The 15,267-nt window shown below is 65.2% G+C and carries 16 protein-coding genes; 3 read left to right on the top strand and 13 right to left on the bottom strand.

Translation table 11 applies throughout. The features are described 5' to 3' along the window. Positions 1–18: 18 nt before the first annotated feature. From EDE12_RS14120 to ribH, 4 genes are all read right to left on the bottom strand, one after another. Entirely contained in the window at positions 19–2,202 is a 2,184-nt protein-coding gene (locus EDE12_RS14120; protein WP_026598126.1) for a sodium-translocating pyrophosphatase, read from the bottom strand. Positions 2,203–2,404: 202 nt separating this feature from the next. Further along, positions 2,405–3,388: a thiamine-phosphate kinase gene (thiL, locus tag EDE12_RS14115; RefSeq protein ID WP_026598125.1), complete on the bottom strand. Its 984-nt coding sequence runs from the start codon at positions 3,386–3,388 to the stop codon at positions 2,405–2,407. Positions 3,389–3,574: 186 nt separating this feature from the next. Then, positions 3,575–4,033 carry a transcription antitermination factor NusB gene (gene nusB / locus EDE12_RS14110; RefSeq protein ID WP_026598124.1) on the bottom strand — a complete coding sequence of 153 codons (459 nt, stop codon included), beginning with the start codon at positions 4,031–4,033 and terminating at the stop codon, positions 3,575–3,577. Next, entirely contained in the window at positions 4,030–4,530 is a 501-nt protein-coding gene (ribH, locus tag EDE12_RS14105) for a 6,7-dimethyl-8-ribityllumazine synthase (RefSeq protein WP_026598123.1), read from the bottom strand. Before ribH ends, nusB begins: the two co-directional genes overlap by 4 nt. Before the next feature lie 290 nt (positions 4,531–4,820). Here ribH and EDE12_RS14100 point away from each other — a divergent pair, with 290 nt between their 5' ends. Beyond that, the gene (locus EDE12_RS14100) at positions 4,821–5,192 is read left to right on the top strand and encodes a hypothetical protein (RefSeq protein WP_134188130.1); all 372 of its coding nucleotides are present in this window, start codon (positions 4,821–4,823) and stop codon (positions 5,190–5,192) included. Between the two features lie 277 nt (positions 5,193–5,469). Here the strand turns inward: EDE12_RS14100 and EDE12_RS14095 are convergent, their stop codons facing one another. The 4 genes from EDE12_RS14095 to glyA form a co-directional block, all read right to left on the bottom strand. Beyond that, entirely contained in the window at positions 5,470–6,075 is a 606-nt protein-coding gene (locus EDE12_RS14095; RefSeq protein WP_026598122.1) for a riboflavin synthase, read from the bottom strand. 1 nt (position 6,076) lies between these two features. Further along, positions 6,077–7,216, bottom strand: a complete 1,140-nt coding sequence (gene ribD, locus EDE12_RS14090; RefSeq protein ID WP_024879392.1) for a bifunctional diaminohydroxyphosphoribosylaminopyrimidine deaminase/5-amino-6-(5-phosphoribosylamino)uracil reductase RibD — start codon at positions 7,214–7,216, stop codon at positions 6,077–6,079. Continuing rightward, positions 7,213–7,722, bottom strand: coding sequence for a transcriptional regulator NrdR (gene nrdR, locus EDE12_RS14085; protein ID WP_036290296.1), 510 nt, complete (start codon positions 7,720–7,722; stop codon positions 7,213–7,215). The genes ribD and nrdR overlap by 4 nt, the downstream gene beginning before the upstream one ends. 154 nt (positions 7,723–7,876) lie before the next feature. Continuing rightward, positions 7,877–9,151 carry a serine hydroxymethyltransferase gene (gene glyA, locus EDE12_RS14080; RefSeq protein ID WP_024879390.1) on the bottom strand — a complete coding sequence of 425 codons (1,275 nt, stop codon included), beginning with the start codon at positions 9,149–9,151 and terminating at the stop codon, positions 7,877–7,879. A 403-nt stretch (positions 9,152–9,554) separates the two neighbouring features. Here glyA and EDE12_RS14075 point away from each other — a divergent pair, with 403 nt between their 5' ends. Both EDE12_RS14075 and EDE12_RS14070 read left to right on the top strand, forming a co-directional pair. After that, positions 9,555–11,300 (top strand): alkaline phosphatase family protein, encoded by a 1,746-nt coding sequence (locus EDE12_RS14075; protein WP_024879389.1) that lies wholly within the window; start codon positions 9,555–9,557, stop codon positions 11,298–11,300. Positions 11,301–11,412: 112 nt separating this feature from the next. Further along, positions 11,413–11,793, top strand: a complete 381-nt coding sequence (locus tag EDE12_RS14070; protein ID WP_024879388.1) for a hypothetical protein — start codon at positions 11,413–11,415, stop codon at positions 11,791–11,793. A gap of 11 nt (positions 11,794–11,804) precedes the next feature. Here the strand turns inward: EDE12_RS14070 and EDE12_RS14065 are convergent, their stop codons facing one another. The 5 genes from EDE12_RS14065 to EDE12_RS14045 form a co-directional block, all read right to left on the bottom strand. Then, positions 11,805–12,188 (bottom strand): hypothetical protein, encoded by a 384-nt coding sequence (locus EDE12_RS14065; protein WP_024879387.1) that lies wholly within the window; start codon positions 12,186–12,188, stop codon positions 11,805–11,807. 82 nt (positions 12,189–12,270) lie between these two features. Next, on the bottom strand, positions 12,271–12,630 hold the full coding sequence (locus EDE12_RS14060) for a DUF5615 family PIN-like protein (RefSeq protein ID WP_026598121.1): 360 nt from the start codon (positions 12,628–12,630) through the stop codon (positions 12,271–12,273). Beyond that, complete coding sequence (locus EDE12_RS14055; protein ID WP_026598120.1) at positions 12,631–12,861, bottom strand: DUF433 domain-containing protein; 231 nt, start codon at positions 12,859–12,861, stop codon at positions 12,631–12,633. A gap of 61 nt (positions 12,862–12,922) precedes the next feature. Next, positions 12,923–14,521, bottom strand: coding sequence for a peptide chain release factor 3 (locus EDE12_RS14050; protein WP_026598119.1), 1,599 nt, complete (start codon positions 14,519–14,521; stop codon positions 12,923–12,925). A gap of 96 nt (positions 14,522–14,617) precedes the next feature. Beyond that, complete coding sequence (locus tag EDE12_RS14045; protein ID WP_024879382.1) at positions 14,618–15,208, bottom strand: DUF3501 family protein; 591 nt, start codon at positions 15,206–15,208, stop codon at positions 14,618–14,620. Positions 15,209–15,267: the final 59 nt, after the last annotated feature.

The raw sequence follows: 15,267 nt of genomic DNA, 5'->3' as shown, positions 1-15,267 counted from the left end.
CTCGCTATTCGCCTCGCCTCACCGCGCCAAAATCGCCAGCAGCAGCAGCGCCACGATGTTGGTGATCTTGATCGCCGGATTCACGGCCGGGCCGGCGGTATCCTTATAGGGGTCGCCGACCGTGTCGCCGGTCACCGAGGCTTTGTGCGCGTCGCCGCCCTTGTAATGGGTGACGCCGTCCTTATCGACAAAGCCGTCTTCGAAGCTCTTCTTGGCGTTGTCCCAGGCGCCGCCGCCGGAGGTCATCGACACGGCGACGAAGAGGCCGTTGACGATGACGCCGAGCAGCGCCGCGCCCAGCGCCGCAAAGCCATTGGCCTTGGAGCCGGAGATGATGGTCACGCCGAAATAGACGACGATCGGCGCCAGCACCGGCAGCAGCGAAGGGATGATCATCTCCTTGATCGCCGCCTGCGTCAGCAGATCTACCGCGCGGCCATAGTCGGGCCGCTGCGAGCCGTCCATTATGCCGGGCTTCTCCTTGAACTGCCGGCGCACCTCCTCCACCACGGAGCCCGCCGCGCGGCCGACCGCCGTCATGGCGATGCCGCCGAAGAGATAGGGGATGAGGCCGCCGAGGATGAGGCCGGCGACGACATAAGGATTGGCGAGATCGAAATCGACCTTGCCGATATCCTTGAAGTAAGGAACGCCAGTCTCGGTGAAATGCCGCAGATCATTGGAATAGGCGGCGAACAGCACCAGAGCGCCGAGGCCCGCCGAGCCGATGGCGTAGCCCTTGGTGACGGCCTTGGTGGTGTTGCCGACCGCGTCCAGCGCGTCGGTATTGTGGCGCACTTCCTTGGGCAGGCCGGCCATTTCCGCAATGCCGCCAGCGTTGTCAGTGACGGGGCCGAAGGCGTCGAGCGCAACGATGATGCCGGCGAGGCCGAGCATGGTCGTCACCGCAATGGCGACGCCATAGAGGCCGCCGGCCTGGAAGGCGAAGATGATGCCGAGCGCGATGACGATCGCCGGCGCCGCCGTCGCTTCCAGCGAGACGGCGAGGCCCTGAATGACATTCGTGCCATGGCCCGTCACCGAGGCCTGGGCGATCGACACCACGGGACGCTTGCCCGTGCCGGTGTAATATTCGGTGATGTAGACGATGAGGCCCGTCACCAGCAGGCCGATGAGGCCGGCGAAGAACAGGCCATAGCCATGGATCGCCTCGCCATTGGCCTTGCCGATCTCGCCCCAGCCGACCGTGAAGGTGGTGGCGAGGAAGAGGCCGCCGATCGACAGCACGCCGGCGGCGATGAGGCCCTTGTAGAGAGCGCCCATGATCGTGTCCGGCACGCCGATCTTCTCGAACAGCGGGCTGGCGATCTTGCCGAGCTCGGAATCATCGGCGCCGAGCTTCACGAAATAGGTGCCGGCGATGGAGGTGACGATGGAAAGGCCGCCGATCGCCAGCGGATAGACCATGGCCGAATAGAGTCCCGCCTGTCCGGCGAAGAAGATCGACGCCAGCACCATGGTCGCGACAATGGTTACGACATAGGTCTCGAAGAGATCGGCCGCCATGCCGGCGCAATCGCCGACATTGTCGCCGACATTGTCGGCGATGGTGGCGGGATTGCGCGGATCATCCTCCGGAATGCCGACCTCGACCTTGCCGACAAGATCGGCGCCGACATCGGCGCCCTTGGTGAAGATGCCGCCGCCCAGACGCGCGAAGATGGAGATCAGCGAGCCGCCGAAGCCGAGCGCGACCAGCGCATCCACGACGGTGCGGTCGGAAGGCGCATAGCCCGCGAAAACGGTGAGGATGAAGTAATAGATCGCGACGCCGAGCAGAGCGAGACCGGCGACCAGAAGGCCGGTGATCGCGCCCGCCTTGAAGGCGATGTCGAGGCCGCCGGCGAGCGAGATGGTCGCCGCCTGCGCGGTGCGGACATTGGCGCGCACGGAGACATTCATGCCGATGAAGCCGGCCGCGCCCGAGAGCAGCGCGCCGATGAGGAAGCCGAAGGCCACCGCCCAGCCGAGCAGAATGACGAGCAGCACGAAGATGACGCCGCCGACATAGCCGATCGTCGTATATTGGCGTTTCAGATAGGCCTGCGCGCCCTCCGCGACGGCGCCGGATATTTCCTGCATGCGCGCAGAGCCGGCGTCCGCCTTCTCGAGTTCTTGCCAAGTCTTGACGCCATAGGCGACAGACAATAGTCCGAAGACGATGCTGAGAAACAATACCATGACGATTGCGCCCTCTCCGTTCCTCGGCCGCGCGCGCTGATTTGTTCTCGTGGCCCGCGCTTGCGGCAGTTTTCGTCCCGGCGACAACGATATTCCGACCACAGTCGAATCGTACGGCTGCGGCGCCGGGGAATAGCGCGCCAGTCATGCCAGAAACGCCGGTTTTCGGCAATGGCGGCAAAGGTCGCGCGCCGCCGCGCGGTTAGAAGTGACTGAAGGATAGACGACTGAATTTTAAAATAGTTCCAGATGAATTGTAGAATTGTGGCGGCTCGGCGCCGGCTGTGACGACGCCGATCTCGACGAGAGCGACCCCCGCCTCCCCCGCCGCGAGCGCCAGTGCGCTGGCGGCGCCGGCGGAGGCGCAGCAGAGGATCTCGTAATCGTCCCCGCCCGTGACCGCGCGAGAGAGCAGCTCCGGCTCGAGCGCGATCGCCTCGCGCGCGGCAGCCGAGAGCGGAACCTTGGCGACCTCCACCTGCGCGCTCGCCCCGCTCGCACGAAGCAGCTTGGCGAGATCGCCAACGAGACCATCAGAAACGTCCATCGCGGCGCCCGCATGGTCCCGCAGCGCCGCAATCAGCGGCAGGCGCGGCTGCGGCAGACGATAGCGCTCGAGCAACGTCGCCCGCGCCCCATGCCCCAGCCGCGAGGCGAAAGCCTCGCCGCGCGCGACGCCGAGGCCGAGAGCCGCGTCGCCTATGGTTCCGGAAACGAAAATGCGATCCCCCGGCCGCGCGCCCGCACGCGAGACGAAGCGCGTCGCGCGGCCGAAGGCGGTGATGGAGATGGTCAGAGGTCCGGGCGTCGCCGTCGTGTCGCCGCCGAGCAGCGGACAGGCGAAGGCCCGCGCATCCTCGGCGAGGCCGGCGGCGAAGCTGCGCGCCCAGTCATTCGTCCAATCGGGCGGCAGCGCCAGAGTGAGCAGGAAGCCCACAGGCTCCGCCGCCTTGGCCGCGAGATCGGAGAGGTTTACGCGCAAAGCTTTCTTGGCGACGAGGCCGGGCGGATCGTCGGGGAAGAAATGCACGCCGGCGACCAGCGCATCGGTGGTGACGACGACCTCCCGCACCCCGCGCAGCGGCAGCAGAGCCGCGTCGTCGCGCAGGCCGAAGGCGCCCTCCCCCGCAAGCGGCGCGAAGATTTCGGCGATCAGCTCGTCCTCGCTGAAGCGGCGCTCTGTCATGCGGTCTCTCTCGGAAGCGAGCCTTTCCGTTCGCATCACCCTAGACGAACCAGTCCCCTCTGAGGTGGCCCCGGAGGGGCCGTCTCGAAGGATGGGCCGCCGCGCTTTCTGGAGCATCCTTCGAGGCTTTTTGCGTTCCGCAAAAAGCGCCTCAGGATGAGGGCGCGGGGTTTTGGATCGCACGCCTCACTTCTCGGCGAAATGCTCCGGCCGCGCCTGTCGCGCCAGACGATCCAGCACGGCGTTGATCATGCCGGACTCGGTCGCGCCGAAGAAGGCGCCGGCGACGTCCACATATTCCTTGATGACCACTTTGACAGGTATGTCGCGCCGAAACCCCAGCTCATAGCCGCCGGCGCGCAAAATCGCGCGCATCACCGATTCGATGCGCTGCAACGGCCAGCCGCCCTGCAGAGCGGAATCGAGCGCGCGGTCGATGGTCTCCTGATTGTCGAGCACGCCTTTCACGATATCGCGGAAGAACTGCAGCTCGGCCGGCTTATATTGCACGCCCTCGATCTCGCGGCCGATCCAATGCGACTCGAATTCGGCATAGATCTCGTTCAGTCCCTTGCCAGCGACCTCCATCTGATAGAGCGCCTGCACGATGGCGAGCCGCGCCGCCGATCTCTCCTCGACGCTCACGAGCGGCCCCCGAGCTTGCGCTTCAAGCGCACCAGAGCGAGCGCCGCCAGCGCGGCGTCGCCACCCTTGTCGGCCCCGCCCTGCTTGGGATCGGCGCGCACAGTCGCCTGCTCCTCATTGTCCACGGTCAGGACGCCATTGCCGAGCGGCAGGCGCCGCGAGACCGAGAGATCGGTGAGAGCGCGCGCGCTCTCATTGGCGACGATCTCGAAATGATAGGTGTCGCCGCGAATGACGCAGCCGAGCGCCACCACGCCCTCATATGGCGCGCCGGCGGCCTCCGCCGCGTCCAGCGCGATGGCCGCGCCGGCCGCCAGCTCGAGCGCGCCGGGGACGGTGATGGTGGTGACGTCGCAGCCGAGCTCTTCCAGCGCATGGACGGCGCCCTCGTGCAGAAGCTCGACGATATCTTCGTTGAAATGCGATTCGACGACGAGAATGCGCGCGCCTTCGACAGGCGCGAGATCATCGTCATCGGCGCGGTAAGACCCTGCCATTCACGACTCCATGGGCGGAGGGGCGCACCCCTCCCTCACCCTCCCCGCCATGCGGGAGAGGGATGCGGCGAGCGTCCCGCGAACTCTCTATGAAGTGCGCAACCTGCTCCCTCTCCCGCGAAGCGGGGGAGGGTTGGGGAGGGGGCGCGCGACGCTCTATGAAACGAAGCGGCGATGGATACACATTTTTTCGGGGAAAGCCTACAGCTCGCGAATGTCGGCGGACACATATTTGCGCCGATCGCTATCGGCTCGTAATCAATTATTTTTCGACCGACGAGGAGGACTGAATGTCTATCTCGAGTTCGTCTGAGACGGGAGCGCAGCACATCTCTTTGTCCGCTAAAGAGAGAGCCGACGACTCTGTCGAGTTGGCAATACGAGTGTTCGGTGAAGGTTTTTGTGCGCGCGGAGCGGCATTTTTCAGCGTCGCGGAGCTCAAAATTTTTGTGTCTGCGCTTCGCGATTTTCCATTGATCGGAGAGCCATTTATATCTGGAGGATATCTTGATGACGCTGGCGATAATATCGTTAACGAGAACTTCTATATTTCCGTGTCTCAATTAAAGACATCTGGACTTTTGGTTATGAATGTCAGAGCGTTTACACCACACCCTGAATATTGGAAAAAAGGACTAGGTTTTGGGGGGCGTTGCAGCTAATTTCTCTATTATGAAGATTTGAAGAAATTCACTGATGAGTTCGAGCGTCTCGTCGGAGAGGAATCCTCATACTTTAAATTCAGCAATTTCACGAACATTTGAAAATTACGGATCCACAGCATCATCCAGGTTAGAGCGCCGCTCGACGGTCTGTCCGACACGAAAAGACAACACCAATCGCCTCAATAGCTTGCGATGTCTCAGGATGGACAAGCCCAGCCAGGACGGCGTTTTGCAAGACGACGAAAACGCCGTCGTCGCGAGCCGAGCGATGACCCTACTTGCCCGCTTCCACCAGCCGGGCGGCGTATCTCGCCATCAGATCGACCTCGAGGTTGAGGCGGTCCCCTGCCCTGTAGCCGCCCCAGGTCGTCACCGCGAGCGTATGCGGGATGATGAGAACGGAGAATCGGTCGCCCTCCACCGCATTCACGGTGAGCGAGGTTCCGTCCAGCGCCACAGAGCCCTTCTCGGCGATGAAGCGGGCGTAGTCATGCGGCGTCTCGATAGAGAAGCGCGACATGCCGTCGAAATCATCGCGGGAGACAATCGTCGCCACCCCGTCCACATGGCCGGTGACGATATGGCCGCCCAATTCGTCGCCGATCTTCAGAGAGCGCTCGAGATTTATGCGGCGGCCGACGGCCCATTCGCCGGCCGTGGTGCGCGCCAATGTCTCGGCGGCGGCGTCCACCTCGAAGACCGTGCGCGCGCCCTCGCGGCGCAGGTCCACCGCCGTCAGGCAAGGGCCGGAGCAGGCGATGGAGGCCCCGAGGGCGATGCTCTCCAGCGGATAGGCGCAGGCGATGGCGATACGGCGCAATTCGCCGCGCGTCTCGACGAAGAGAATTTCGCCGACGTCGGTGACGAGGCCCGTGAACATTTCAGCCGATCCTCTCGTAGCGTGTCATGCGATCGACGCCGAGCATGGACGTATCGGCGAGACGATAGCGGCTCTCATCCTCGAGAATGGCGCGCGCCGTCGCGGTGAGCGCGAGCCGGCCCTGACGGCCCAGCGGCCTCAGCCCGGTATGAAGGACGACATCATCGGCAAGCGCGGCGACGAGCAGGCTCTCGGCGACGCGCGGGCCGCCCTCGCTGAAGACGCGCGTGATGCCGCGCCGCGCCAGCTCGCCCAGCGCCTCGCGCAGAGCGAGACGGCCGGCGGCGTCCACGCCGGCGCGTGTGACCTCGATTCCGGTAGCGGCGGCGAAATCCTGCGCCTCGGCCTCGGCGACGCCCTCCCCGACGATGACGAGAGTCGGCGTCTCGCGCGCTGTGGCGGCGAGGCGGGAGCTGCGCGACAGGCGCAGCCGCGCGTCCAGCACCACGCGCAGCGGCTTGAAGGCCTCGAGGCCGGGAAGGCGCACGGTGAGCAGCGGATCATCGACCGAGGCGGTGCCATAGCCGATCATGATCGCGCTGTGCAGCGCGCGCTCGATATGGGTGACGCTATCGGCGAGCGCGCCGGTAATGAAGAGGCGCGGGTCGTGCTCGGCCCCGGCGGCGTAGCCATCCGCCGTCTGAGCGAGCTTGAGAGTGACCATGGGCCGGCCCTGCGTCACCCGCAATATATGGCCGAGATGATCGGCGCGGGCCTGCGCGGCGCGCACGCCGGTCGTCACCTCCACGCCGGCCTCGCGCAGCCGGGCGTGGCCGCGGCCGGCGACGCGATCGTCCGGGTCCTCGAGCGCGGAGACGACGCGGGCGATTCCAGCGGCGATGATCGTGTCCACGCAAGGCGGTGTCGCGCCGTGATGGGAGCACGGCTCCAGCGTGGCGTAGAGCGTCGCCCCGCGCGCCGCCTCGCCGGCGGCGGCCACGGCGACCGCCTCGGCGTGCGGGCGCCCGCCCAGCGCCGTATAGCCGCGCGCGATGACGACGCCGTCCTTGACGATGATCGCGCCAACGGCGGGATTAGGCCCGGTGCGGCCGAGATTGCGCCGGCCGATCGCCAGCGCCGCCGCCATGAAGGCGTCGTCTATGATGGTCTGAGACTCGGATTGCGGCTTCGTCGCGGTCATCTCCCGCCCGGCGCGGTTTCGGGGCCCACCACCGTATCCGCGCGCTGCTCGCCCTCGCTATGCGACAATTCGTCGATCAGCGCATGGAAATCGCCGACCTCGCGAAAATCGCGATAAACGGAGGCGAAACGCACATAGGCCACGTCATCGAGCGTTTTGAGGCCCTGAATCACCAATTCGCCGATCTGCGTGCTCTCGATCTCCGTATCGCCGGAGCTCTCGAGCTGGCGCACGACGCCATTGACCATGCGCTCGACGCGCTCGGGATCGATGGGCCGCTTGCGCAGCGCGATTTCCAGCGAGCGCATCAGCTTGTCGCGATCGAACGGCACGCGGCGGCCCGATTTCTTCACCACGATCAGCTCGCGCAGCTGCACGCGCTCGAAAGTGGTGAAACGGCCGCCGCAGCCGGGACAGACGCGCCGACGCCGGATCGAGGACGAATCCTCGGCCGGCCGGGAGTCTTTCACCTGCGTGTCGGGCGAGCCGCAATAGGGACAGCGCATGGACTCACCTTACCGCCGATGCTGCTCCCTCTCCCCGTCGTGGGAAGAGGGACTCGGGGCGTAGTTCCCCAGCGGGAAAAGCCCCCGGCCCCTCATCCTCACCTTCTCCCCGCGAGCGGGGAGAAGGGACGGAAGGCGCCCTGCGATAACCCGATCAATAGATCGGGAACTTCGCCGTCAGCGCGTGGACCTTCTCCTTCACCGCGGCTTCGGTCGCGGCGTTATCCGCCTCGCCCTTGGCGGCGAGACCGTCCAGCACCTCGACGATATAGCCGCCGACGAGCTTGAACTCCGCCGTGCCGAAGCCGCGCGAGGTGGCGGCCGGCGAGCCGAGACGGATGCCGGAGGTGACGAAGGGCTTCTCGGGATCGAAGGGGATGCCGTTCTTGTTGCAGGTGATGTGCGAGCGGCCGAGAGCGGCTTCCGCGGCTTTGCCGGTCAGCTTCTTCGGACGCAGATCGACCAGCATCAGATGATTGTCGGTGCCGCCGGAGACGATGGCGAGGCCGGCGTCGACGAGCGTCTGGGCCAGCGTCTGGGCGTTGTCCTTGACCTGCTGCTGATAGGCCTTGAACTCGGGCTTCAGCGCCTCGCCGAAGGCGGCCGCCTTGCCGGCGATGACATGCATCAGCGGGCCGCCCTGCAGGCCCGGGAAGACCGCCGAATTGATCTTCTTGGCGATGTCCTCGTCATTGGTCAGCACCATGCCGCCGCGCGGGCCGCGCAGCGTCTTATGCGTGGTGGTGGTGACGATATGGGCGTGCGGGAAGGGCGACGGATGCAGGCCCGCCGCCACCAGACCGGCAAAATGCGCCATATCGACCATGAAATAGGCGCCGACGCTATCCGCGATCTTGCGGAAGGCCTCGAAGTCCCAAATGCGCGAATAGCCGGAGCCGCCCGCGATGATGATCTTCGGCTTGTGCTCGGCGGCGAGCGCGGCGACCTGCTCCATATCGATGCGCTGATCGTCCTTGCGCACCGTATAGGGAACCGGCTTGAACCATTTGCCGGAGAGATTGACCGGCGAGCCATGGGTCAGATGGCCGCCCGCGGCGAGGTCGAGGCCCATGAAGGTGTCGCCCGGCGTCGCAAGGGCGAGGAAGACCGACTGATTGGCCTGGCTGCCGGAATTGGGCTGCACATTGGCGAATCCGCAGCCGAACAGCTGCTTGGCGCGCTCGATCGCCAGATTCTCGGCGATGTCGACGAACTGGCAGCCGCCGTAATAGCGCTTGCCCGGATAGCCTTCGGCATATTTGTTGGTGAGGACGGAGCCCTGCGCTTCCAGAACCGCCTTGGACACGATGTTCTCGGAGGCGATGAGCTCGATCTCGTCGCGCTGACGGCCGAGCTCGAGGCCGATGGCCTTGGCGAGATCAGGATCCGAATCGGCGAGCGAGGCAGTGAAGAAAGCGGATTGGCTCATTTAGCATCCTCTATCGAGACAAGGCGCGGCAAGTGACGGCGGCTCCCGGCTCGCCCGCGCCTTCGGGCGGAGCCGTTCGCGGGAAGCGAGGTTTCGCTCGGGGTCGCCGGAAACGGCGATCCCGAAACGGCCTCGAGCTCCCGTTTTCAGCGCAAAACTCTTTCGGCCGATCGAAATCCGGCCGCAGAATGCGCGCTCGCGCATCGGTGTGAGGGTTCGCTTATCACGCTCTCGCAGGGACGAAAAGAGGCGCAACCGACGCGGGGACGGAGTTTGTCGCGGCGCCGGCCAATTCACTCCCGTTTCCGGCGCGTCGCGGGCGATCGAAGCGGCGCCGCGACTGTCATCGACCGGATATGTTGCCTCGCTAGCGTCCGCCCCGCCAATATTAGGGGGCTACAAAATGTTCCTGAAGCATTCGATCGGCGGCCTCGCGGCCCTCGCCTGCGCGGCGTCGGCTACTCCCGCCAGCTCAGAATCTCTGCGCGAATTTCACCATATTGTCGTCATCTACCAGGAAAATCACAGCTTCGACAATTTGTTCGGCCTGTGGGGCGCGGTGAATGGCGAGCCAGTGCAGGGCCTACCCTTCGCCGATCCGGCGCACACCAAGCAGGTCCGCGCCGATGGGACCACCGCCTATTCCTGCCTGCTGCAGAACGATGTGAATCTCGCCTCGCCGTCGCCGCTGGCGACGAGCTGCACGGATGCGACCGGCGCGACCACCTTCGTCAGCGCCTTCCAGAACAAGCCCTTCGAGATCGACAATTATATCGCCGCGGCCGACAAGACCTGTCCCGCGCCGGGCGTCTCCGCTGCGAACGGCGTGCTGAAGAATGCCGCCGGCGCCCTCACGGGCGGCTGCACGCGCGATCTCGTGCATCGCTATTACAGCGAGCAGTTCCAGATCAATGGCGGCAAGCAGAATCGCTATGTGACGGGCAGCGACGCCGCCGGCCTCTCCATGGGCTATTACGACACCACCAAGCTGCCGATCTATGCCGCGCTCCACAAGCATGGCGCGCCGCATTACGTCATCGCCGATCATTTCTTCCAATCGGCCTTCGGCGGCTCCTTCCTCAATCACCAATGGCTCGTCGCCGCGGCGACGCCGGTGTTCGCCAATGCGCTCAATGACGCGAGCGCGAACGACCTCCATTCCGTGGTTGACGCCAATGGCATGGCGGCGAGCACCACGCTCTATACGAATCTGCTCGGCTCCTCCGCCAAGGACGCGCAGCTGACCGCCTCCTGCAATCCGCCCTCGGGACGTCCGGCGACGCCGGAGAATGTCGCCTGTGGCGATTTCGCGATCAATACGATCCAGCCTTACTATCAGCCCTACGCGCCCGGAACGGCGGATGCGAAGCGCCTGCCGCCGCTGGAAAATGCGACGATCGGCGACCGTCTTTCCGCGCGCGGGATCGACTGGGCCTGGTATTCGGGCGGCTGGTCCAACGCCAATGGCGACATCGGCGCGCCCGGCTGGACCAATGGAAACGGGACCAGCTGCGCCGATCCGAACGCGATGGCGACGGCGACCTTTCCGAACTGCCCGGACAAGCTGTTCCAGTTCCACCATCAGCCGTTCAACTATTTCAAGGCCTATGCGCCGGGCGCGGCGGCGCGCCGCGATCATCTGCGCGACGAGGCGGAGTTCGTCCAGCTCGCCAAGACCGGCCGGCTCAAGCCCGTCAGCTTCGTGAAGCTGATCGGCGCGGAGAACGAGCATCCCGGCTACGCCAGCGAGGCGGATGGCAGCTCGCATCTCGTCGATCTGATCGCCTCCATCGTCAACGGCCCGGACGGGCGCGAGACGCTCATCATCGTCACCTATGACGAGTTCGGCGGCTCCTGGGACCATGTGCCGCCGCCGCCCTATCAGAGCGAGCATGTGGCCGAAAGAGAGCATCATCACGGCCACGACCATCACGCCGGCGGCGGCGCGCATGATCGCTGGGGTCCCGGCACGCGCATTCCGGCGCTGCTGATCTCCAAGCGCTTCGATCGCTCCGGGGTGGATCATGCGAATTACGACACGACCTCGATCCTGAAGCTGATCGAGGAGCGCTACCATCTCGCCCCGCTCGCCTCGCGCGATGCGGAGGTCCACAGCCTCGCGCGGGCGCTGGAAGCCGCCGAGCGCTGAGCGACGCGACCGCCAAGGAAACGGCCCCGCGCGAGTGGGGCCGTTTTCGTTGCGGGTCTCGCATTCGGTTCCGAAAGTCGCGTCGAACTTTTCAGAGCCGCGCGATCATGCGATGAAGCCCGCGGCGCCGGCTCGTTCGCCCGCGCCGCAGAGGGGGCTCGACAAGATGAATTCCTCCAGCTCCGGTCGGCGCGCGATGCTCGCCTGCGCCGGCTCGCTCTTCGTTTTCCTGTCGGGAGCGGCGGTCGCGCAGGACGCCGATTTCTCGCAATTGCCGATCTATCGGGAGTTTCGCGACCAGCTCGCCTCGCAGGGCTGGAGGCCGGACGCCGGCTTCGGCCTCAAGCTCCCCTCCGGCAAGCCGCTCTATCGCTTTCCAGAGGTGCTGTGCGGGCCGAAGATCTGTCACGCGCGCTGGGTCCGCTCGGGAACGGAGAAGATCGTCACGCTGATCCGCGGCGACCTCACCGAGGAATATCGCGTCTCGCCCTGAGGGCGAGAGGCTCACTGCCGGGCCGGCGCGGCCCCTCGCGTCTCGAGAACGCCCACCAGCCGCTCCACGAGATCGCCCGCGACCGCCGAGGGAAGAGCGAAGGCGAGCCGATTGCCATCCGGCGAGACGAGCGTGAGCAGCAGATTGTCGCCGATCATCTCCCGATGCACGGCGATCGACTCGACCGGCGTCGCCAGCACCGCCTCGACCTCGCCGCTGGCCGGCTGCCGCTGGGCGAGGCCCTTCTCGCGCAGCGCGAGGGCGGAGCGGGTCAGCTCGAGAATATCGGCGGCGGTGAGGACGATTCTAGCCGTCACGCCATCGTCGCCTTTCCGGCTCAGGATGAAATCCTCGCCGATCGGATCGAGATTGAGGCCGGACGACGCCTCGGACATGGGTCGGTTCTCCTTTGCTCTTGCGATCGGGCAGCATAGGCGAAGGCGAAAGAATTGTCTCGCTTCGCCGCGGCGAGCCTCGTCAGGCCGGGCGCAACGAGCGCATTCGCACGCGGCCGGCCTCGATGACCGAGAAATGGCCCGCCCAGTCGCTGCGTTCTTCGATGCGAGCGAGGAGCGCCTCCCCGATTGCGGCGGCGGGCGGCGTCGGCATTCGAAAGAGGATTATCCCGCAGGAAGCCGGAAGCCCCGCGCTCCAAGCGAGCTCGCCGAAGTCCTTGTCGAAGGTCAGAAGAATGCGTAGCTCCGTCTCCGCCATGACGAGAACGTCCACGTCCCGGGCGCCCGGCGACCTCTCGCTCAAAGAGGAAACATCGTGACCGGCGGCTCGCAAGGCCGACACTGCGTCGCCCGGAAAATTCTCGTCAGCGAGAAATCGCATCTACACGGCGCTGGGGAAAATTTTTTCCGATCGCAGCGCATCGCGCGCATATCCGAGGCAGGCCACGATATCCTCCCGCTCGAGAACGGGATAGTTGCGTCGAATATCGGCTTCGCTCCAGCCATCGGCCATTAGCCCGATGATGAATTCGACTGAAAGCCGCGTGCCGCGCACAACGGGCTTTCCTGCGAGCACGGCGGGGTCGAGAACAATGCGCGCTTCGTCGGTCATGATGGCGCTCCTCGCTATAGAGAAATTATAGCCCTTTCCCGGCGAATCGCCAGAACGCTCGTCACCCCTTTCCCGCCCCGTTCTTCTGATAATCCTTCACATCCGAGAACACGATCGCCGAATGCCGCTCCGCGTCATAGCGCAGCTGGAACTCGCTCGACGACATGAACACGGGCGCGCCGTCTATATCCTCCGCCATGGAGGAGCCGTGCGATTCGATGAAGCTCTTCAACGCGATCGGATCCTGAGAGGTGATCCAGCGGCATATGCCGAAACGCGAGGTCTCGTATTTCGTCTCCAGCCCATATTCCGCCTCGAGCCGCGTCGCCAGCACGTCGAGCTGCAGCGCGCCGACGACGCCGACCAGAGCGCCGGAGCCGTCATTGGGCAGGAAGAGCTGCACCACGCCCTCCTCCGCGAGCTGGCGCAGCGCCTCGCGCAGCTTCTTGGCCTTCATCGCGTCGGAGATGGCGATGCGGCGCAGAATTTCCGGCGCGAAACTCGGCACGCCGCGGAAGGAAATCTCCTCGCCCTCGGTGAGCGTGTCGCCGATGCGCAATATGCCGTGATTGGGAATGCCCACCACATCGCCCGCATAGGCTTCATCGGCGATGGAGCGGTCGCGCGCGAAGAAGAATTGCGGCGCATTGAGCGAGATGGTCTTGCCGGTGCGCACGATCTTCGCCTTCATGCCGCGCGAAAGCTTGCCCGAGCAGACGCGCATGAAGGCGATGCGGTCGCGATGGTTCGGGTCCATATTCGCCTGAATCTTGAACACGAAGCCGGCCATCTTCGGCTCCTTGGCCTCGACATGGCGCTTGTCGGCGTCCTGCCCGCGCGGCGAGGGCGCATATTCTGCCATTGCGTCGATGAGATCGCGCACGCCGAAATTGCGCAGCGCGCTGCCGAAGAAGACCGGCGTCAAATGCCCCTCGCGAAACGCCGAAAGCTCGAACTTCTTGCAGCCCTCCTCGGCGAGCATGGCCTCTTCCAGCCAGGCGTCCGCCTCATGCGCCGGCAGCAGCGCGAGCAGCGCCGGATCGTCGAGGCCGGAGACGGTCATCGGCTCCGTATCGGCGTCGATCTTGCGCACGGATTTGGTCGCGAAGCAGTAGGTGCCGGCGAAGCTGCGGCCGGAGCCGATCGGCCAGGTGACGGGCGCGGTGTCGAGCGCCAGCGTCTTCTCGATCTCGTCCAGCAGCGAGAACGGATCGCGGCCATCGCGATCGAGCTTATTGATGAAGGTGACGATCGGAATATCGCGCAGCCGGCACACTTCGAAGAGTTTTCGCGTGCGCGCTTCTATGCCCTTGGCGGCGTCGATCACCATCACCGCCGCGTCCACGGCGGAGAGCGTGCGATAGGTGTCCTCCGAAAAGTCCTCATGGCCCGGCGTGTCGAGCAGGTTGAAGACGCAATCGCCATATTCGAAGGTCATCACCGAGGTGACGACGGAAATACCGCGCTCGCGCTCTATGCTCATCCAATCGGAGCGCGTCTGCTGGGCGTTGCGCTTGGCCTTCACCGCGCCGGCGAGCTGGATCGCGCCGCCGAACAGCAGAAGCTTCTCGGTCAGCGTGGTCTTGCCCGCGTCCGGGTGGGAGATGATGGCGAAGGTGCGCCGCCGCGAGACGGGGTCGCTCGGCTGTGGGCTGGTCAAGGCTGAGGCTCGCTGGAAAGTGGCGGGTTCGCAACGCCCTTTAAGGGCAATCGGCGGATAAGGCCAGAGCGACCTCCTCCGCCGAAGCTGGAGACGTTACGCGAAATCCCCCGCCAGCTCCGCCCGCACCGCCTCCGGCATGACGGCGATATGCCCGTAATTCTGATGCGTGAAGCCGATCAGCGCGCGTGCGCCGGGCTCGCGGAAGGCGGCCGCCTGCGCATCGGTGAAGGGGAAATGCACGAATTGCACGGCCGAGGCCTTGCCGTCCGCCCTGGTGCGGTCCTGATCGGCTTCAGCGACGCCGGCGATACGCGAGCCGCCCAATTCGATGAAGGCGGTCTCCTCGATCGCGCCCAGCGTGTCCAGCACGCGCTTTCTCCGCAGCGGATCGTCGATCTCGATCATGAAGGTGGCGACCAATTCGCGGCCCTTGGGGATCAGCGGCTCATAGGCCGCGATCTCGCTCGGCGCCTGCTCGAGCGTCCCCTTTTCGATGTGGATCATCTCCTGGATCTGCAGCCAGATCGTCTCGAAATCCTCGAAATAAAAGGTCACGAAAGGCCCGACCTCGACGCGGCGATTGCGCTTGCGCGCGGCGATACGGCGGCGGCTCTCGACGCGGACCTTGGCGTATTCGTCCGGCGGAAGAAGATCGGCGACGGTGATGTGGTGCTTTTGCGCCATTTTGGATCGCTCCAGTTTCTTCTCGGTCGGTTCGATGGCGGGACGAACGCGCCGCCTCG

It is taken from the genome of Methylosinus sp. sav-2 (assembly GCF_004366495.1).
In the GTDB taxonomy this organism is placed as follows: Bacteria; Pseudomonadota; Alphaproteobacteria; order Rhizobiales; family Beijerinckiaceae; genus Methylosinus.
This window is presented reverse-complemented; position numbering and strand designations above follow the sequence as displayed.